This is a genomic window from Natrinema sp. CRL1 (assembly GCF_059162405.1).
In genome coordinates this window covers 202,006-218,903 of the sequence record NZ_JBLVOY010000001.1, presented here as the reverse complement: position 1 = coordinate 218,903, position 16,898 = coordinate 202,006, and the positions used below count along the sequence as shown (strand labels likewise).

General features: G+C 65.2%; 21 protein-coding genes. 11 read left to right on the top strand and 10 right to left on the bottom strand.

Translation table 11 applies throughout. The features are described from left to right. The first annotated feature begins 20 nt into the window (after nt 1–20). The 3 genes from ACJYUO_RS01220 to ACJYUO_RS01210 all read left to right on the top strand — a co-directional run bounded on the left by ACJYUO_RS01220 (nt 21) and on the right by ACJYUO_RS01210 (nt 1,336). Nucleotides 21–281 (top strand): MoaD-like domain-containing protein, encoded by a 261-nt coding sequence (locus tag ACJYUO_RS01220; RefSeq protein WP_494343596.1) that lies wholly within the window; start codon nt 21–23, stop codon nt 279–281. Continuing rightward, nucleotides 281–685: a DUF8048 family protein gene (locus tag ACJYUO_RS01215; RefSeq protein WP_494343595.1), complete on the top strand. Its 405-nt coding sequence runs from the start codon at nt 281–283 to the stop codon at nt 683–685. The genes ACJYUO_RS01220 and ACJYUO_RS01215 overlap by 1 nt, the downstream gene beginning before the upstream one ends. 201 nt (nt 686–886) lie before the next feature. Beyond that, a complete protein-coding gene (locus tag ACJYUO_RS01210; RefSeq protein WP_494344417.1) occupies nt 887–1,336 on the top strand; it encodes a pyridoxamine 5'-phosphate oxidase family protein in 450 nt (149 codons plus the stop codon). 32 nt (nt 1,337–1,368) lie between these two features. Here the strand turns inward: ACJYUO_RS01210 and ACJYUO_RS01205 are convergent, their stop codons facing one another. Beyond that, nucleotides 1,369–1,518 carry a DUF7560 family zinc ribbon protein gene (locus ACJYUO_RS01205; protein WP_494343594.1) on the bottom strand — a complete coding sequence of 50 codons (150 nt, stop codon included), beginning with the start codon at nt 1,516–1,518 and terminating at the stop codon, nt 1,369–1,371. A gap of 142 nt (nt 1,519–1,660) precedes the next feature. Continuing rightward, nucleotides 1,661–2,320, bottom strand: coding sequence for a helix-turn-helix domain-containing protein (locus ACJYUO_RS01200; protein ID WP_494343593.1), 660 nt, complete (start codon nt 2,318–2,320; stop codon nt 1,661–1,663). A 240-nt stretch (nt 2,321–2,560) separates the two neighbouring features. On the opposite strand from ACJYUO_RS01200, the gene ACJYUO_RS01195 reads away from it, so the two are divergent. Further along, a complete protein-coding gene (locus tag ACJYUO_RS01195; RefSeq protein WP_494343592.1) occupies nt 2,561–2,953 on the top strand; it encodes a helix-turn-helix domain-containing protein in 393 nt (130 codons plus the stop codon). A gap of 178 nt (nt 2,954–3,131) precedes the next feature. Here the strand turns inward: ACJYUO_RS01195 and ACJYUO_RS01190 are convergent, their stop codons facing one another. The 3 genes from ACJYUO_RS01190 to ACJYUO_RS01180 form a co-directional block, all read right to left on the bottom strand. Then, a complete protein-coding gene (locus ACJYUO_RS01190) occupies nt 3,132–5,057 on the bottom strand; it encodes an aldehyde ferredoxin oxidoreductase family protein (RefSeq protein ID WP_494343591.1) in 1,926 nt (641 codons plus the stop codon). Nucleotides 5,058–5,344: 287 nt separating this feature from the next. Next, entirely contained in the window at nt 5,345–5,530 is a 186-nt protein-coding gene (locus tag ACJYUO_RS01185; protein WP_494343590.1) for a DUF1328 family protein, read from the bottom strand. Nucleotides 5,531–5,631: 101 nt separating this feature from the next. After that, nucleotides 5,632–7,527: a bacterio-opsin activator domain-containing protein gene (locus tag ACJYUO_RS01180; protein WP_494343589.1), complete on the bottom strand. Its 1,896-nt coding sequence runs from the start codon at nt 7,525–7,527 to the stop codon at nt 5,632–5,634. Between the two features lie 106 nt (nt 7,528–7,633). Here ACJYUO_RS01180 and ACJYUO_RS01175 point away from each other — a divergent pair, with 106 nt between their 5' ends. Then, nucleotides 7,634–7,825 carry an HVO_0649 family zinc finger protein gene (locus tag ACJYUO_RS01175; protein ID WP_494343588.1) on the top strand — a complete coding sequence of 64 codons (192 nt, stop codon included), beginning with the start codon at nt 7,634–7,636 and terminating at the stop codon, nt 7,823–7,825. A 478-nt stretch (nt 7,826–8,303) separates the two neighbouring features. After that, entirely contained in the window at nt 8,304–9,470 is a 1,167-nt protein-coding gene (locus tag ACJYUO_RS01170; protein ID WP_494343587.1) for a hypothetical protein, read from the top strand. A gap of 180 nt (nt 9,471–9,650) precedes the next feature. On the opposite strand, the gene ACJYUO_RS01165 is transcribed toward ACJYUO_RS01170, so the two are convergent. Next, nucleotides 9,651–10,220 (bottom strand): NUDIX hydrolase, encoded by a 570-nt coding sequence (locus ACJYUO_RS01165; RefSeq protein ID WP_494343586.1) that lies wholly within the window; start codon nt 10,218–10,220, stop codon nt 9,651–9,653. Nucleotides 10,221–10,416: 196 nt separating this feature from the next. On the opposite strand from ACJYUO_RS01165, the gene ACJYUO_RS01160 reads away from it, so the two are divergent. Beyond that, the gene (locus tag ACJYUO_RS01160; RefSeq protein ID WP_006429252.1) at nt 10,417–10,692 is read left to right on the top strand and encodes a PadR family transcriptional regulator; all 276 of its coding nucleotides are present in this window, start codon (nt 10,417–10,419) and stop codon (nt 10,690–10,692) included. A gap of 94 nt (nt 10,693–10,786) precedes the next feature. Here the strand turns inward: ACJYUO_RS01160 and ACJYUO_RS01155 are convergent, their stop codons facing one another. The 3 genes from ACJYUO_RS01155 to ACJYUO_RS01145 all read right to left on the bottom strand — a co-directional run bounded on the left by ACJYUO_RS01155 (nt 10,787) and on the right by ACJYUO_RS01145 (nt 12,420). After that, a complete protein-coding gene (locus ACJYUO_RS01155; protein WP_494343585.1) occupies nt 10,787–11,014 on the bottom strand; it encodes a DUF7511 domain-containing protein in 228 nt (75 codons plus the stop codon). Nucleotides 11,015–11,263: 249 nt separating this feature from the next. Continuing rightward, entirely contained in the window at nt 11,264–11,992 is a 729-nt protein-coding gene (locus ACJYUO_RS01150; protein WP_494343584.1) for a profilin-fold protein, read from the bottom strand. Between the two features lie 104 nt (nt 11,993–12,096). After that, nucleotides 12,097–12,420 carry a hypothetical protein gene (locus ACJYUO_RS01145; protein ID WP_494343583.1) on the bottom strand — a complete coding sequence of 108 codons (324 nt, stop codon included), beginning with the start codon at nt 12,418–12,420 and terminating at the stop codon, nt 12,097–12,099. 170 nt (nt 12,421–12,590) lie between these two features. On the opposite strand from ACJYUO_RS01145, the gene ACJYUO_RS01140 reads away from it, so the two are divergent. Both ACJYUO_RS01140 and ACJYUO_RS01135 read left to right on the top strand, forming a co-directional pair. Continuing rightward, entirely contained in the window at nt 12,591–12,980 is a 390-nt protein-coding gene (locus tag ACJYUO_RS01140) for a PPOX class F420-dependent oxidoreductase (RefSeq protein ID WP_494343582.1), read from the top strand. Nucleotides 12,981–13,147: 167 nt separating this feature from the next. Next, nucleotides 13,148–14,728: an acetolactate synthase large subunit gene (locus tag ACJYUO_RS01135; protein ID WP_494343581.1), complete on the top strand. Its 1,581-nt coding sequence runs from the start codon at nt 13,148–13,150 to the stop codon at nt 14,726–14,728. Between the two features lie 28 nt (nt 14,729–14,756). Here ACJYUO_RS01135 and ACJYUO_RS01130 read toward each other — a convergent pair whose 3' ends face one another. Next, nucleotides 14,757–15,005, bottom strand: a complete 249-nt coding sequence (locus tag ACJYUO_RS01130) for a hypothetical protein (RefSeq protein WP_494343580.1) — start codon at nt 15,003–15,005, stop codon at nt 14,757–14,759. Nucleotides 15,006–15,237: 232 nt separating this feature from the next. Between ACJYUO_RS01130 and ACJYUO_RS01125 the strand changes: the two genes are divergently transcribed. Continuing rightward, nucleotides 15,238–15,378: a hypothetical protein gene (locus ACJYUO_RS01125; protein ID WP_494343579.1), complete on the top strand. Its 141-nt coding sequence runs from the start codon at nt 15,238–15,240 to the stop codon at nt 15,376–15,378. Nucleotides 15,379–15,380: 2 nt separating this feature from the next. Next, nucleotides 15,381–16,880: a glycosyl hydrolase family 28-related protein gene (locus ACJYUO_RS01120; RefSeq protein WP_494343578.1), complete on the top strand. Its 1,500-nt coding sequence runs from the start codon at nt 15,381–15,383 to the stop codon at nt 16,878–16,880. Nucleotides 16,881–16,898: the final 18 nt, after the last annotated feature.

Genomic DNA, 16,898 nt, shown 5'->3' with positions numbered 1-16,898 from the left:
TCGGGCGTCGAATCACGGGTATGGCTACGCGTATCGAGCGCTCCTTTCGCGGTATTTCCGAGCGGCTTGTAGTCCGCTACCTGACGAATCTGGGGGGCGAGCAAGTCGCGGACGACACCGTCGAGGGCGAGGAGTGGACGGCGACGTTCTCCTCGGAACAGGTCGGCATCGGCCCCTCGTTGAAACTGACCGAAATAACGATCGTCTTCGAGGGTGACGACGACACCCTCGAGCCGCTGGTCGAACGGTTCGCACAGAAGGCGATGCGCGCGGGTGGCTGATGGCTGGGAATCCGATCGAGGGGCAGGTACTCGTGCTCACCGCCGCGAAGGCGAGCGTACCGCCGACCAGACTCCCCGATCTCATCGAGCGCGCACAGGCGGTGCTGGGACCGGATCTGGAGCGCTACCGCCGCGAGTACGAACGGCTCTACGCGGACGACGACCTCGAGGCGTTCCTCGTCGACTGGGGCCACTGGGAGGGGGTCGGCGAGGAACTCGAGGTTACGGACCGCGAGCTGTCGGCGATCCGCCGCGCACACGAGGAGCAACTGGTCAGAATCGGGCGGCGGACGGACCGCGAAGACGAGTTCGAGACGGCACTCGAGATCCGAGAGCCGGTCGTCATCGGAACGGGCGACGGCGGGGAATCGGGCGATAGCAGCGGCGAATCGATCAATCACTAGTGGCGACGGAGAGTCCGCCGGTAGCGCCGACGGGAACGATCTCGAGTCGCGGGAGTAAGGTGGGCAATTTCGGCTTCCCGTCCTCGCGCATCGATGTTCGGTTGCGACGCGCCGTGGGACGGCACGACGTGCCGGCGACGGGTCTCGCGGTCGATGGCAACTATAAAGATCACGTTTCACCTTTGGCAAACCACTGAGACGATGGCCATCGACCAGGAAACAGAGATGACCGACACGGAGATCGACGACTTCCTCAGCCGTCACGAAACGGGGGTGTTGTCGCTTGCGCGCACGGACGAACCCTACGCAATCCCGATTTCGTACGGCTACGACGACGAGAACCGCGAATTCTACATGCGGATGGTATCGACGCCTGAGAGCGAGAAGCGCCAGTTCCTCGAGTCCGAACCCGAAGCGCGACTCGTCGTCTACGACGAGGCCGACTCGACCTACCGGAGTGTCATCGCCACGGGAGACCTCGAGAGCATCGAGCCCTCAGCGTTGACGCCGGACGAAATCGCCCAATATGGGGATGCGAGGCGGCCGCTGTTCGAAATCTGGGCGGAAGGGAAAGACGCGCTGAACATCGAACTCTACCGTCTCGTGCCGTCGGCGCTCAACGGGCGGCGGACCGAAGTCGATCGGGAGTAACGCTCGAGCGACGAACGGGGAGACGATCGGCGCTAGTTCGTCTGCTGTTCCGTAACGAACGCCGAGGAGGTGACCGACGCTCCACAGACCGGACAGCCGTGCGTGAGCGTGGCCTCGCGCATCGATTCGTTGACTTCGATCTCCTGCCCGCACTCCGGGCACGTAAACTCGTATCTGCTCATATCAGGGGTGAGTCGTGTGAAGCGTCGGTTGTCTACCGTCTAGCTGTGCGGCCAGTATATATAGGGTTGCGGTTCGATGCCGTCGGTCTGTAGGTCCCGATACGTTCATGTACCTCGAGTCAGCGGCCGCTCTCGAGTGAGCTCACTCGTGGTCTAAGATGGCGTCCAGCAGCTTCGTCTGGGCCGCTGCGAGGTGTTCGGTGAACGTCGTTCCGGTGATGTCGAGTTCGTCGGCGACCTCGCCGGCATTGGCCTGCTTGGGATGGTCGAAGTAGCCCATTCGATGGGCCGTCTCCAGAACCTCCCGCTGGCGTGCAGTGAGCGTGCTCCGGTCGACGAAGACGAGGTTGCGCTCGTCGTGGTCTTGCTGGGACTGGAGCAGCCGCTGGACGTCGAGGTTCGCATAGCGGTCGCGTAACTCGCCGATGACCGCCTGCAACCCGTGCATATCTGGGGCGTGAAAGGTCAGGTACAGCGACGCGCCCTGCGTGCGGACGTCGACCACCGGACAGTCGTGTTCCTCGATGCACTCGCAGGGACAGCCACAGCCGAGGTCGCGTTCGAACCGATAGACGGCACTCGAGCCGTAGGAGAAGATTGCCGAGAGGTCCGCGTCGACCTCGAACTCGTCGGGATAGCGCTCGGCCTCGAGCATGAACTCCTCGGTCACGCGCTCGGGCGCGGACGGACTGGTGCTCTTCGAGACCGAGAGGACTCGGCCGCCCACCTCCGCCGAGGCCTGTGCGACGACGCAGTCGGACGGGTCGTCGATCTTCACCTCCGCGCGAATCCCCGAAGCCATACCCACCCTTGTGGAGCCGTCCACCCTAAACCCTGCGTCTACGGGCCAGGAACGCGCCGACTCCCGGCCAGCGGGGTGGGTCGTCCGATGGTCGCGCCGCGGCTGCCCCGGTTGCGCATCCACCGCGATCGAATCGGCTCGAGGCCGAGTCGCCCCGATTTTCCCCACCCCATATAAAGGGCCCTGTATTTATTGGGACTCATTTGGAGGGGGATCGGTCGGTACTAGAAGGTGTAACAGATGTCCGCTACGAACCCTGACGCCCGAAATCGAGGCTGGCAGAACGACGATCCAATCGACCCGCAGGCGGTTCTCGCCGCGCTCGACGACGATGCTTGCCGTGCGATTCTCGAGGCGACGGCTGAAGAGTCGCTGACCGCGACGGAGGTCTCCGAGAAGTGCGACATCCCGATGTCGACGGCCTACCGGAAAGTCGAGATGCTGACCGAGGCCGAGCTGGTCGACGAACAAGTCCGGATCAACACCTCGGGCAAGCACGCGACCGAGTACCGCAAGAGCTTCGACGACGTGCTCGTCTCCGTCGCCGACGGGGGGATCGAAATCGAGATGACGACGCCGGAGACCGACTCGGGCTCCGGCTACTCGTCGACGCCTGCGGTCGCCGATGACTGATCGGGCGTCATCGCACAGCCGAGCCGGGTCACCGAACCGGCTCGAGCGACTCCGTAGTGGATCCGTCTCCCGTTCCCGTCTCAGTTAATCTCGATCGCTTCGCTGCCGACAGTTCGCCCGGCTACGCGACCACTGATTCGCAGACAAAGCAATTCGGAACCGCGAGCGACCGGTTCGATCAGTCGTCGCTCGAGACCGCCGCGCCGCCGCCGGTGCTGACGCCGGTGCCGGGGCCGAGATCGATCCCGAGTTCGTCGAGTTTCTCGTCGGGGACGACGCCGTCGACCCAGCCGCGGTGGTCGTAGTACTCTGCCTTCATCTCTTCGAGTTCGCAGTACTCGCCCTCGCTTGCACCCTGGCCGCGGATGCCGTCCTCGAGGAAGCGCTCCGGCAGCGAGTCATCCGCGGCGTCGAAGCCGTTGAGGTTGTTGTAGTACCGCTCGAGGTTATAGATCCGCTCGCCGGCCTCGAGGAGTTCGTCTTCGGTGACGTCGCGGCCGGTCATGCCGTTGTACTGCAGGACGTACTCCTCGATGCCTTCGGCGAAGGCGTTGAACTTGCAGATGTCGAAGGAGTCGCTGATGGCATGGAGGTCCTGGAACTGGGCGGTGAGTTCGCCTTTGCCCTCGTACTCGTAGGGGTCGACCTTTTCGGGGACGCCCAGAATTTCGGCGGCGGGGGTGTAGCCCCGCAGGTGGCAGGCTCCGCGGTTCGAGGTGGCATACCCGATGCCCATGCCCTTCAGACAGCGCGGGTCGTAGGCCGCGATCGTTTGGCCCTTGACCGCGAGCGAGTTCTCGTGGGCCTCCTTGCGGTCGGCGACGCGGCGCGGCCCCTCGGCCAGCAGATCCGCGAGGTCGTCCTCGCGGTGGGCCATCCGATCGATCATGTCGACCATCGTCTCGGCGTCGCCCCACTCGAGTTCGCCGACGCCCTCGAGTTTGCCCTGCTCGGTCATCTCCATGGCCATCGCCATCATGTTGCCCGCGTCGATGGTGTCGACGCCCATGTCGTTACAGCGCTCGAGCATGAGCGCGATCTTGTCGCGGTCGGTGTGCCCGGAGTTGGGGCCGAGCGCGTAGGCCGACTCGTACTCGTAGGACTCGGTGCGGACGTTCATCTCCTCGCCCTTGTGCATCACGTCGACCTCGACTTCCTTCTTGCAGGCAACGGGACAGGAGTGGCAGGTCGGCTCGTCGACGAGGATGTTCTCGCGGACGTTCTCGCCGGAGACGCGCTCGGCGTCGATGTCGACCCCTTCGGCCTCGCGCATGCTCTTGGTCGAGGTGTACTTGCCGTTCTTGGTCGGGAGGCCGTCCATCTCCTCGCCGATGTTCATCAACACGTTGGTGCCGTACATCGAGAGCCCGCCCTCGTTGGGCGCGGTGACCTCAGACTCCTGGATCGCCTGCATCGCCTGCTGGTGGCCCTCCTTGAAGGTCTCCGGATCGGCCGGTTTTGGCATCTTCGTCGTGGATTTGACGACGACGGCCTTGAGGTTCTTCGACCCCATCACGCAACCGGTGCCGCCGCGGCCGGAGGCACGGTCGTCCTCGTTCATGATCGAGGCGAACTTGACCTCGTTCTCGCCGGCGGGGCCGATCCCCATGATCGAGAGGTTCTTGCCGTAGGACCCTTCGACCTCCTCCTCGATCGCGTCGCGCGTATCGTGGAATCCTTCGCCCCAGAGGTGGGAAGCGTCCCGAAGTTCGACCTCGCCGTCCTCGACGACGGCGTAGACCGGCTCGTCGGCCTCCCCCTCGAACAGCAGCCCGTCGAAGCCGGACCACTTGAGCCGAGCGCCCGACCAGCCGCCGTGATGGCTGTCGGTGACGGTGCCGGTCAGCGGCGACTTCGTACAGATGGCGATCCGGCCGCTCATCGTTACCTGGGTGCCCGACAGCGGCCCATTCATGAACGCGAGCAGGTTGTCGGGTCCGAGCGGATCGACATCCGGCCCCTGTTCGAAAACGTACTTTACCCCGAGTCCCCGCGCACCGATATACTTCTCCGCGTCCTCGTCGTCGATCGACTCGTACGCGACCTCCCCGTCCGAGAGATCGATGCGGGCGACCCTGTCTTGAAATCCGCCGAGTTCAGTCATGGTAACCGTTCGTTCTTGTGTACGACCTCCAGCATGTTAGTGGTTCTCAGCCGTTTGTAACCGGTTCCGGTTACGCGGACGGGGAACCAGTCGCTTCTGCGTATCGCTCGAGGGAAGGGACGGTGACTCGAGGCAAACAGTCGGGACTCCTGGCAAGAACTGCGGAAACGTAACCGTCAGCGACCACGCTGTTCGACGGTGGCGTGGAAACGCGAGCCGAACGGGCCGCTGAACGCGATTCGGCGTGTTCCTCGACGGCGCGACGCCGGCGGTGGGACTCGTCGGGGTTATAACAGCAGTGCGACCACCGCGAGAATGATGAAGATCAACACGAAGATCCGTGCGATCTCCATCGAGATACCGGCGACGCCGCGAGCGCCGACGGCGGCGGCGACGATCGCGAGGACGAAAAAGATGATCGCCCAGTACAGGAACCCACCGCCGGCCTGAAGCGGAGCTGTGAACGGGAGCATAGGAACGGGTCCCACGACGACCCACATAAATCTCGGCGACCGTCCGCGGGGCTAAGCCGCGGCTACAGGTCTCGCCCCGTGAGTGTCACCGAAAACGGCGGCTACGCGTCTCCGAAGAAGGCCCGACACAGTTTCGCTTCGGCCGTCCGCAGGTGCTCGTGGAAGGTCGGCCGCGAGACGCCCATCGACTGGGCGAGTTCCTCGCCAGTCGTCGGGCGGGGCCACTCGAAGTAGCCGCCGAGGTAGGCCCGCTGGAGCGCGCCGAACTGCCGGTCGGTCAGCGATTCCTCGAGCCGGGCGGCGAACTCTTGGCGGGTTTGGTCCTCTCGTTCACGCTGTTGGAAGGAGATGACATCGGTTCCCTCGTAGCGGTCCTCGACGGCCTCGACGACCGAGCGGACGCTCGCCGAGCGGGGAATCTCGAGGGTGACGCGGGCGCGGCCGCCCTCGCTCTCGATTGTTCGGGTGCGGGCACCACGGCTCGAGAGCCAGCCGACGAGGTCGTTCGCGCTCGTCAGTTCGACGAGACAGCCCTCGTCGCGCTCGACGATGATCCGGCAGTCCACGTCGGACAGGTCGGCGGCAGCGGCGGCGATCTCGTCCGCGCTCGCGCCGTCGACGGAAAACAGCGACGCCGTCTCGTCGTCGGATCGATGGACCGAGCGCCGGTACTCGAGTCGGCAGTCCGCTTCGGCGGAGAGCGCCACGGGTGCGAGGTTGCGGTCGGTCAGTTCGAGTTCGACGGCGACGACGGCGTCGGTCGCGAGCACGCGGCTCGTTTCGCGGGCGTTAATGCCGCTTGCGACCGCACGGGCGAGCGCGGAGAGGATCACGGTTTCGCGGTCGTCGGCGGCGTGGTCCCGATCTGCCCGAACCGTCAAGACGCCGTACTCGATGCCGTTGTACGAGAGCGGCAACGCGACGCGGGTCGTTCCGTCGACGGTGTCGACGGCGGGTTCGTCCGTCGCGACCGTCTCGGCGGCGGGGTGGTCGGTATCGCCCTCGAGTCGGTCGCGCTCTGGAGCGTCTCCGGCGCTCGAGCGGATTTCGATCGTGCCAGTTGCGGGGTTGCGCTCGCCGATCCACGCGCCGTCGTAGGCGTCTTCCGCGGCGATCCGTTCACAGACCTCGCGCTCGAGGGCGGCCCGATCGGTCGAGCCGGCGACGACGGCGGTGACGTCCTGAATCAGTCCCTCGACGCGATCGAGGATGTACTCGAGTTCCTCGGTCCGGTGCTCGAGCGCGAGTTCGGCCTCCTTTCGGGAGGTCACGTCGTTCTGGAAGCCGACGTAGTTGGTCACGCGGCCCTCGTCGTCCCGGATGGGGGCGATCGTCACCTCGTTCCAGAACTCGGTGCCGTCCTTGCGGTAGTTCTTGAGTTCGACGGTGGTGGGTCTGTCCTCGTCGATCGCCGCGGCCATCTCGGCGATGGCGTCCTCGTCGGAGTCGGGGCCCTGTAGGAACCGGCAGTTCCGACCGACGACGTCGTCGAACTGGTAGCCGGTGATCTCCTCGTAGGCCCCGTTGACGTACACCAACGGGTTGTCCTCGCGGTCGGGATCGGAGATGGTGATCCCGACGGGCGCTTCCTCGATCGCGCGGTCTTTGACCAGCCGATCGGTCGGACCCGACGGGGAGCCGGTCGCGTCGTCGGCGTGGGGTTCGGAGCCGTCGCGGTCGAAGGTGATCGTCGCGCCGTTCGCGCCGCGGTGGAGGCGTACACTTCCCCGATCGCCGTCGAAGTCGACGCGCCGGGCGGTGCCGACCGTCGTTTCGTCGATCGCCGCTGCGAGCCGATCCCAACGCGCGCCGAGTGCGGTCGCCGCGTCGCGGTCGGCATCGCCGAGTTCGAACGCGTCGCGGGCGGCCTCGTTCGCGTACGTGATCGTCCCCTCGACGACCGCCACGACCGGATCGACGACGTACTCGAGTGCGCGGACGGCCGCCGCGGGTTCGTCGACGGCGTTGTCGCCGCGCTCCGTGTCGACATCGTCCATAGTCTGCCCTACGGACGGCTCCCTAAGAACCGTTGTGATCGGCAGCCCGATCGTCCCCGGCTCGGCAGGCTAGAATGTTATATGTTATCACGGTGTATGTACACACATGTCAGTCCATCGATCGCCGTTCGAGCGACTGCGGGAGAAGTTCGACGAGTCAGAACTGCGGTGTCCGGCGTGTGGCTACGTTGATACCGACGGCAGTTGGCGCGTGACCACAACGGGCGAACGAGTCCGCTATCAGTTCGTCTGTCCGACCTGCGACGCCGTCGAGACGCGGGAACTCCGACTCGGATAGCCACAGGGACCACCGCGGCCTCGAGCGACCGCGTCGCAGGTCGGCGATCGACGAGCCGACGCGTTCGGCACCGAGAGCCGTCGTCTCTCTTTTTCGGCTATCGCCCGGTCGAGAGGTCTCGCCCCGCCGGCGGGTTCGACTCGACTGCCACCCGACCGAGACGCCCTGTCTCGAGCCCTCGCGTTCTCTTTCGGCGCGGAAATCGATGCTTTCGCCACTCGAGAGCGGTAACGGACCGCTGAGACGGGGCGGGACGACTCGATCTGTGGCCCAACCGGCCGCGACAGCGGGCGGACGCGGCGATACCGGTATGGGCCGCCACACAGGGCCACGGCGGTCACGCGCCGATCGCGGCCCGGTAGCCCGACGGCGGACCGACCGCAAACGGTTTTTTCGAGTCCACAACGGCGGTTTTCTCCGCGATAATCCCGTAACAGTCTTCCCGTTTTAGCGGCGGGACGGCCGTACCGTGGCGCGTATGGTTTCACGACCGCGAACAATCGGCGTCGCCTTCGTCGCGGTGCTGGTCGCGCTTTCGGGGGGTCCCGCCCTCGTCGGCGGAGCGACCACAGCCGCGACCGACGACGCCGGAGACATGAGCGACGCGAGCGCCACGCTCGAGAACGTACAGGTCCAGACGCTTGAACTCGAAAATGTGACGATCCAGAACGTCACGATCGAGGAACTCACCGCTGGACAGTTGGATATTCAGGACAGCGGGGAACTCGAGGGCGAACTGAACCAGACGACTGACAACGAGTCCATGGACAACGCGTCCGCAGGAAACGAGTCCAACGAGTCCGCTGCGAACGAATCCATGGACAACGCATCCGCGGACACCGAGGTCACGATTTCGAACGTCGGCCTCGAGTCGCTCGTCCTCGAGAACGTCTCGATCGACGACCTCGAGACGGGCGGCATGCAGGGCGCGAACGAGACCGGGAACGAGAGCGCGAACGAGACCGGGAACGAAACCGGCAACGAATCGTCGGACAGCGTCGACCAGATCCTCGGCGAGGACGCTGACAACGCGACGATTCAAAACATGACGATCGAGTCCATGAACACCGATCAGTTGACGATCGAGGACCTCACCGTCGACGAAGACGAGGGGGGTATCCTCTCGGGGATCTCCGACTTCATCGGCGGACTGTTCGGTGGTGACGGCGGCGACGGCGGCGACGGCGACGGGCAAACGAACGAGACCGGCTCCGACAACGCCAGCTCCGACGCGATCGAGAACCTTACCGTCGAGGAGTTCACCCTCGACGAGATCACGTTCGAATCGATGACCGTCGGCACCCTCGAGAGCCAAGAGAACGCGACGGCTAGCAACGAAACTGCCGTAAACGAGACTGCGGGAGACAGCAACGCGACCGACGAGAACGAAACCGACGGCGGCAACGAGACCGCCGCGGACGATGCGATGAACGAAACTGCCGCCGACACCGAAGGCGAGACGATCTCGTCGCTCTCCGGCGGGACGATGACCGTCGAAAGCGCCAACGCGGATACCGTCTCCATCGGCGAAACCGAGGGAGTAACGGAATCGCTCGAGCAGCAGGGCAACGAGTCAACAACCGAGAGCGGCAACGAAACCGGCAATGAGAGCGCCAACGACACCGGCAACGAGAGCGGCGGCTAACTGGTGAATAGCGCACTCGGCTGATCGAACCGAGACGGCCCGCGAGACACCCGGTGTTCGACGGTAATCGAACGTCGGGTTCGTTTTTTCACGCCGCCCGATTCCTCGTCAGCGATCGGTATCGGTGCCGGGAGCGGGGAACTGGCACGCGGATCGCGTCGCGATTCGGGAGAGTCGATCTTACGCTCCGTCCGGGCCGTCCCCCTCGTCGAACAGCCGATAGTACGAGAGGGCGAGCACCGTCCGCCCGTCGCGGATCTCGCCGTCGGCCACCGCGTCGGTCAGGGCCGCAAGCGAGCGCTCTTCCACGCGAATGCTCTCGTTGTGATCGAGTCGCTGTTCGGCGGTCGGCCGGCAGCCGTAAGCGACGAAAACGTGCAAGACGGCGTCCGCGATGCCGTTGGCCGGCTCGACGGTCGTCAGCGGCTCGAGGCGCTCGGCCTCGTGGCCGGTCTCCTCGGCGAGTTCCCGTCGGGCCGCCGCCTCGAGGTCGTCGTCCTCGGACTCGACGCCGCCGACGGGGAGGCCGTGGCTGATTCGCGAGACGGCCTGTCGCCACTCGTCGATGCAGACGACGTCACCGGCGGGCGTAAACGGCAGGATGCAGACGCTTTCCGGTTCCGAGAGGTAGTCGAAGTCGGTTTCGGTCCCGTCGGGCAGTCGAACGGACTCGTTAACGACATCGAAACCCGGACAGGAGTAGGCTACCCGGCGCTCGCGCGTCTCCCAAGCGAGTGGATCGGTGGGCATAGCGGCCGGTACGGCGGTGTGGCTCAAAAACGCCGCGTCACGCGACGACCATCCGTCTCGATGAGAAGTCCCGGCGTTCCCTCGAGTGCGTTGCCCAGTAGCGGTCCTACGCGGTGCGTTCTCGGTCTCGACGGTGACGTACCAGCTCTATAACAAAGCCACAACACCGTGAACGTCGTCATTCAGAGGGTGATCCATGGACCAGCTAACTGGCTTCCAGCGAGACCTATTGTACGTGATCGCAGGGAAAGACCGGCCGTCGGGGCAGGAGATTCTCGATGACATCAATAACTACATCGAGCAGCCGGTCACGCACGGCCGTCTGTATCCGAATCTCGACACGCTCGTCGAGAAAGAGCTCGTCGAGAAAGGAGAGCTCGACCGACGGACGAACTACTACGCGCTGACGCCGAAGGGCCGACGCGCGCTGCAGCGCCGCCAGGAGTGGGTCGACCAGTACGTCGACGTCTGAACTTCTGGCCGTGTTCTCCCTCGAGGACAGCCGCCGAAGAGCGCTCGCTTCGTGCAGGACTCGTCTAACATCGCGGGCGGGAAGGCGGGCGCGATCACCGAGCGTCGTCGAGGTCGACGACCGTCTCCAGATCGGCGGTCAGCCACGCGTTCAGTTTCTCCTCGGTGGTCCCGTCGCAGGGAACGAGCGTACAGCGGTCGCTCTCGGATTGATAGCGGACGACGATGGCATCGAACAGCACCGACCCCGTGGGATCGATCTCGTCGGTCTCGGCCGTGTACTCGTGGGCGATGCCCCCGTCCCCGTCAGTAGAGCCATCCATGATCGGTCAGGCGAAGTCCTCGCCACCATCCGGTAGGGACAGACGGTACAAAACGGCTACTAGTTCGGGTATAGAGCGGTCGGGACCGCTGTATATCGCTCCACAGTCGTCGCGAGAATTGTTCCGCCCCCTGTCCGCCGTACGGAACGACGAACGACAGAACGGACCGCGTACGGCTGCTTCGAGAGCGAAGACGCCTGCCGCGACTTCCCACCGGTCACCGCCTCTCTCCTCGATCACGGCTCCCTGTTAGACGTTGTCGAACCGGATCGTCTCGAGGTCCGCCTCGAGGTCCTCGACGTGGTCGTTGAACGCGTCGACGAAGGTGGGAACGTCGTCGGCCAGCCGGCGGACTTCGGGGGCCGCCGCCGGGCCGTATTGGGAGAGCAGATAGACGCCGTCGGAGCCGCCGACCCGCAGGTAGGAGGCGACATCTCCCTCCCACTTCAGCTCCCAGCGGGTGCCGGACACCGTCGCCGAGTAGCTGCCGTAGTCGCCGTCGTATCGGTGGAGTTGGCTCGCCATCGCGTTGCAGACGTCACGGATTCGGTCGACGATTCGATCCCGTTCGGCGACGAGTTCAGCCGTCGACTCGACCTCGGGGAATTCGTCGGAGACGTCGGCGAACAGGCCCTCGAACGAGCGGACGTACTCGTTGTAGGCCTCGACGAACGCCCCGTAGTCGGCCATCGCCCGCTCGAGGGGCTCCGGTTCGGGCGGCTGCTTGCTCGAGACGACGTAGGTCTCCGAGCCCGATTGCGGATCGAAGCGCAGGTACTGTACGTCGCCGGCCTCGTACTTGAGCGTCCAGCTCCCGCCGTCGGTGTTGAACGTCTCCTGGCCGTAGTCGCCGCCCTGCAAGACGGCGAGTTCCCGCGCTATTTCGCCGGCGTGGGTTCGAACGCGCGCCGCAAGCTCGTTGCGCCGCTCGGCGATCTCGTCCGTCTCTTCGATATTCGTCTCGAGTCCCTCGGTCATTGTTAGGGGCAGGCGTCGGGGACCGGTAACGGTTACGTCTCCGCCTCGAGCGTGGACGTGGCCGAATCGGAACGCGACGACCGGCCGCCGCGGGAGAGGCCGATTTACTCGCTTTCGTTCTCGCTCTCGTTGCCGCTTTCGTTGCTCTCGTTCATGCCGCCCTCGTCCGTACTTTCGTTGGGTTCCTCGGTCTCGTTTTCGCTCTCGTTGGTCTCGTTGCTCTCGTTCATTCCCGTTTCGTTCCCCGCCCCGGTGTCGTTCTCCATGTCCTGTCCGTTCCCCGTTCCCTCCTCGGCTTCGGGTTCGCTCTCGTTTTCGGTCTCGTTCCCGCCGCCCGGGCCGCCACAGCCGGCGACGAGAGCGGTCGAAGCCGCTGTGCCTGTCAGGGTCAGTACTCGACGACGAGTCGGCGACTGTCGATCGGTCATACGACAACCGTCATTGCCGAGGTGCATAAGCCGTCAGCCGACACTTGCGTGGTCTCGCGGCCGCTCGTATCTACACCGCCCCAGGGCGGTCGAACCGTCGGTCTCGGTGATCGTTCACCCCCGGTGGATGTAGGCAGCACACACAAAAACGGGGCCGGTGAACGGTGCCTATGGCCTCGATACCAGACGAGTTCGACGACCTGTTCGAAAAGAAAACGTTCGCCCACATCGCAACGCTGACCGAGGAAGGGCTGCCACACGTCACGCCCGTCTGGATCGACTACGACGCCGACGACGACCGGCTACTAATCAACACCGAACGGGGCCGGCAGAAAGAACGCAACGTCCGGAACGACCCCGCCGTCGGCATCAGCATGGTTGACCCCGACAACCCGTATCAGCACCTCTCGGTGATCGGCGAAGTCGCAGAGATTACGACCGAGGGCGCTCGAGAACATATCGACGAACTGGCGCGGCGGTACACGGACGACGACGAGTATCAGATGCCGATCGAAACTGAACGGGTGATTCTGCGGATTCGAGCGGATCAGATCCTGTGAGCGGATTTTGGTCGGCCGGTGGGTGTCCTCACCACCTCGAGATGGTTCGCCGGGAACAGTGGTACAGGGATCTGTCATAAACCAATAGTCGCCATACAGAATACGCCGACTAGGCATATTTCTGACATTGGGTGCGATTAATGGACAGCGACGTGGACGGGAGGACCATGCAAACGGCATCCGACCTGCTCGTCACCTGCCTCGAGGCCGAAGGCGTCGACCGCGTCTTCGGGGTTCCGGGCGAGGAAATCGAAGACTTGCTGTTCTCGTTGCGGGACTCCTCGATCCGGTTCGTCCCGACGCGCCACGAACAGGGCGCAGCGTTCATGGCCGACGTCCACGGCCGCCTGACCGGGGAAGCGGGCGTCTGTCTGTCGACGCTCGGTCCCGGCGCGACGAACCTGATGACCGGCGTCGCCGACGCCCAACTCGACAAAAGCCCGGTCGTCGCGATCACCGGGCAGGGCGGCCGCGAGCGACTGCACAAAGAGAGCCATCAGGCGCTCGACGTGGTCGACATCTTCGAGCCGATCGTCGCGTGGAACTCCCAGATCGCCGAACCCGAGATCGTTCCCGAATCGGTGCGCAAGGCGTTCAAACTGGCCGAGTACGAGAAGCCGGGCGCGACCCACCTCGAGTTCCCCGAGGACGTCGCCGCGGCGGAGAGCGACGCCGACCCGATCCCGACCCGCGATCCGGTTCGGCGGCCGGACCCGGACGACGAATCGGCCGAGCACGCGGCGCGGCTGATTGCCGAAGCCGAACGGCCGATCCTCCTGGCGGGAAACGGCGCGGTCCGGACCCGCGCATCCGAGCACATCCGCGCCATCGTCGACCGCGTCGGGATTCCGGTCGTCGAGACGTACATGGGCAAGGGCGCGATTTCCGACCGCGAATCGGCCTCGCTGATGACCCTCGATTCGGGGCCCGCCGACGAAGCCGCGCGGGCGATCGAGCGAGCGGACTGCGTCGTCGCGGTCGGCTACGACATCGCCGAGCACGATCCGGCCGGCTGGAATCCGGACCTCGAGAAGACGATCGTCCACGTCGATTACGAGCCCGCGGAGGTCTACCGCCACTACAACCCCGACGTAGAGATCGTCGCCGACGTGGGCGCGGCCCTCGAGGCCATCGACGAGCGCCTGCCCGACGAGGCGTGTTCGCTGTGGTGTGGCGATCTGCACGATCGGCTGCTCGAAGCCGTGACGGAACCACCGGCCGCGGACGACCCGATCACGGTGCGAAACGCCTTGCCACTGCTCCGCGAAGCGATGGCCGATTCGGACGTGCTCGTCTCGGACGTGGGCAGCCACAAGATGGCCATCGCCCAGGCATTTCCGACCTACGAGCCCAACACCTGCGTCATCTCGAACGGGCTGGCGAGCATGGGCATCGCGGTGCCGGGCGCGCTCGCGGCGGATCTGGCCGTCGACGCGAACGTCGTCGCGGGCACCGGTGACGGCGGATTCATGATGAACGCGGCCGAACTCGAGACCGCGAGTCGGCTCGACTGCGGGTTTACGACCGTCGTCTTCAACGACGAGGACTACGGCCTGATCTCGGAGAAACAGGACGAACACCGCGGCGAGCACACCGGAACGGAGCTATCGAACCCCGATTTGGTGACGTTCGCCGAGAGCTTCGGGATAGAGGCCTACCGTCCCGGGGGATGGGAGGAACTCGAGGCGGCATTTTCGGCGGCCGTCCCGTCGGACGAGTTGGCGCTGATCGAGGTCACCCTCGAGTGACGGTGTCGAGGCGTCCGTCGGCGTCGGCTCAGATCGTCCGCCGGTAGGAACACTGCGGACAGTACAGCGACTGCTGGGTGACGATCAACAGGCTCTCGCCGCACTGACAGGGGCCGCCGACGGACACGTCGTCCGTGCGTCGAACGACGTGCCGGAGCGCGTTCTCCAGCCGGACTAGCCGTTGTGAGTGCTCCTCGAGATCCGCCTCGAGGGCGCGGAGCCGCCTGTGTAGCCGCCGGCGCTGTCTCGAGCCGGTCGGACGAATCCGTCGACCCATACGTATGCCATCACGCAGTGCTGGAAGTGTCTTCGGATCGGAGAGAAATCCGGACTGTCGAGCGAGTTCACGTGTCCGGGTACCGACTCGTATGGTGCCGTCTCGAGCGCATTCGATCGGATCCGTGGACAGACTCGCAAACCGTCGGGACGACTCGAGGCCGGTATCCATGACGCCGTCGAGATGATCGCCGCATGACTATTTTTATACGGTATCGGGCTCGTCGGGAGGTATGAGCAGTTCAGGACTGCGACGGCGGGACGTGCTGCTGGCGGTATCGGGTTGCGTTTCGCTCGCGGGGTGTGGAGACGATGCAGCGAGCGCTCGAGCCGGCTACGGCACGGCGTACGGACACGGCTACGGCGGCGAGTAAGCATGGCCGGAGAAACGCCACGGCTCGGGCTGGGGACCTTCGAGCAGGGCGACGACTGGGACCACACCGACACGGTCGAAGCGGTCGATGAGCACGCGATCGTTCACGGCCCGATCGCCGAGCGCCCCGAAACAGGTGAGTACGACGACGAACTCTACCACGCGACCGATCAGGGAATTACGTGGCGCTGGGACGCGGCGAGCGGCGACTGGGAGTATTTCAACGGACGGGGGAGTGCCGACCGACCGGTGCCGGGAACGAGCCACTTCGAGGCGGCGACGATCGGCTCCCTCCGAACCGCGGAGCGTCCCGTCTGGAACGTCGAGGCCCACGGCATCGAGGGCGACGGGAAAACCGACCTCGGCGACGGGGTCCACAACCTCCTCGAGACGGTCGATCAAGCCGGCGGCGGTATCGTGTACTTCCCGCCCGGGCGCTACCGCCTCGAGCGGACGCCGCTGGTAGGCGACGATACGATCCTGCTGGGCGCGGGGCGCTCGACCGTCTTCGACGGGCCCCGCCCCGAGGGCGAGGAGGGGCGGGCGCTCCTCTCCAACACGGGCTACGACGAGTCGGGATACGGCGGCGCGTCGAACTGGGGCGTTTGCAACGTCCGGATCGACGCCCCGGACGCGACCGGGATCATGCCCGCACACGCCGACAACGTCCGGTTAGAGAATATCTACGGCGACGCGATCTACTACCATCACATCGACATCGTCTCGTCAAAGAACGTCGTCGTCGACGGCTACTGGGCGACCCGCGGCGGCGACGGCGATTCGGACGCGCCGGTGCAGTTCGACAACCAGAACGCGGGAACGGGCGCGAACAGCGTGTGGGACGGGTCGGCGGATGCACTCGTCGCGGCCGACGATACCCCGACACGGAACTGTACCCTTACGAACTTCCAAATCGAGCCCGAAAACGACCCCGACTACGGCGTCCACCTCCACCGCGACGGCAACGAGTCGATCACGATTTCGGACGGCTACATCACCGGCTGCGGGCACTCGGCGATCAGGGCCGACACCGGCGGGCGACTCGAGGACCTGACCATCGAGGGCGTCTCGTGTCGCGAAAACGCGCGGGGGATCTCGCTGGGCCGCGTCGAGAGCGGCCGGCGGAATCTAACGGTCGACAACGTGACCATCAGGACCGATGACGACGAACTGGCCGCCGGATCGGGGCTGTACGCGAGCGGGTTCGACGGAGCCGCGATCTCGAACGTCGTCGTCGACGGCGCGTTTACGAACGCCGTCCTCTTCGACGACATGGCAGACCTGAAACTGAGCCAGATCACGGCGACCGGACCGCAACATCAAGGGTTCCGGTTCCGCGAAAACGTCGACGCGACGCTTACGACCGCTCGAGCGGCGGATTGTGGCACCGTCGGAATCTACGCGGGACCCGACAGCAGCGTCGCCTACGGCGGTGTCACGTTCGATGATGTCGGGACCGAGGTTGACATCGACGGCGAGACTCGAGAGTGGGTCACGTCGTAATCGACCGCGCGATCCCGC

What these genes read in the sequence shown, in the direction of transcription:
- ACJYUO_RS01195 (WP_494343592.1), top strand. Translation starts at nt 2,561, where the DNA reads ATGTCCGCTACGAACCCTGACGCCCGAAATCGAGGCTGGCAGAACGAC.
- ACJYUO_RS01170 (WP_494343587.1), top strand. Translation starts at nt 8,304, where the DNA reads ATGGTTTCACGACCGCGAACAATCGGCGTCGCCTTCGTCGCGGTGCTG.
- ACJYUO_RS01210 (WP_494344417.1), top strand. Translation starts at nt 887, where the DNA reads ATGGCCATCGACCAGGAAACAGAGATGACCGACACGGAGATCGACGAC.
- ACJYUO_RS01185 (WP_494343590.1), bottom strand. Translation starts at nt 5,530, where the DNA reads ATGCTCCCGTTCACAGCTCCGCTTCAGGCCGGCGGTGGGTTCCTGTAC.
- ACJYUO_RS01200 (WP_494343593.1), bottom strand. Translation starts at nt 2,320, where the DNA reads ATGGCTTCGGGGATTCGCGCGGAGGTGAAGATCGACGACCCGTCCGAC.
- ACJYUO_RS01205 (WP_494343594.1), bottom strand. Translation starts at nt 1,518, where the DNA reads ATGAGCAGATACGAGTTTACGTGCCCGGAGTGCGGGCAGGAGATCGAA.
- ACJYUO_RS01180 (WP_494343589.1), bottom strand. Translation starts at nt 7,527, where the DNA reads ATGGACGATGTCGACACGGAGCGCGGCGACAACGCCGTCGACGAACCC.
- ACJYUO_RS01135 (WP_494343581.1), top strand. Translation starts at nt 13,148, where the DNA reads ATGCAAACGGCATCCGACCTGCTCGTCACCTGCCTCGAGGCCGAAGGC.
- ACJYUO_RS01130 (WP_494343580.1), bottom strand. Translation starts at nt 15,005, where the DNA reads ATGGGTCGACGGATTCGTCCGACCGGCTCGAGACAGCGCCGGCGGCTA.
- ACJYUO_RS01190 (WP_494343591.1), bottom strand. Translation starts at nt 5,057, where the DNA reads ATGACTGAACTCGGCGGATTTCAAGACAGGGTCGCCCGCATCGATCTC.
- ACJYUO_RS01125 (WP_494343579.1), top strand. Translation starts at nt 15,238, where the DNA reads ATGAGCAGTTCAGGACTGCGACGGCGGGACGTGCTGCTGGCGGTATCG.
- ACJYUO_RS01175 (WP_494343588.1), top strand. Translation starts at nt 7,634, where the DNA reads ATGTCAGTCCATCGATCGCCGTTCGAGCGACTGCGGGAGAAGTTCGAC.
- ACJYUO_RS01215 (WP_494343595.1), top strand. Translation starts at nt 281, where the DNA reads ATGGCTGGGAATCCGATCGAGGGGCAGGTACTCGTGCTCACCGCCGCG.
- ACJYUO_RS01120 (WP_494343578.1), top strand. Translation starts at nt 15,381, where the DNA reads ATGGCCGGAGAAACGCCACGGCTCGGGCTGGGGACCTTCGAGCAGGGC.
- ACJYUO_RS01140 (WP_494343582.1), top strand. Translation starts at nt 12,591, where the DNA reads ATGGCCTCGATACCAGACGAGTTCGACGACCTGTTCGAAAAGAAAACG.
- ACJYUO_RS01145 (WP_494343583.1), bottom strand. Translation starts at nt 12,420, where the DNA reads ATGACCGATCGACAGTCGCCGACTCGTCGTCGAGTACTGACCCTGACA.
- ACJYUO_RS01220 (WP_494343596.1), top strand. Translation starts at nt 21, where the DNA reads ATGGCTACGCGTATCGAGCGCTCCTTTCGCGGTATTTCCGAGCGGCTT.
- ACJYUO_RS01160 (WP_006429252.1), top strand. Translation starts at nt 10,417, where the DNA reads ATGGACCAGCTAACTGGCTTCCAGCGAGACCTATTGTACGTGATCGCA.
- ACJYUO_RS01155 (WP_494343585.1), bottom strand. Translation starts at nt 11,014, where the DNA reads ATGGATGGCTCTACTGACGGGGACGGGGGCATCGCCCACGAGTACACG.
- ACJYUO_RS01165 (WP_494343586.1), bottom strand. Translation starts at nt 10,220, where the DNA reads ATGCCCACCGATCCACTCGCTTGGGAGACGCGCGAGCGCCGGGTAGCC.
- ACJYUO_RS01150 (WP_494343584.1), bottom strand. Translation starts at nt 11,992, where the DNA reads ATGACCGAGGGACTCGAGACGAATATCGAAGAGACGGACGAGATCGCC.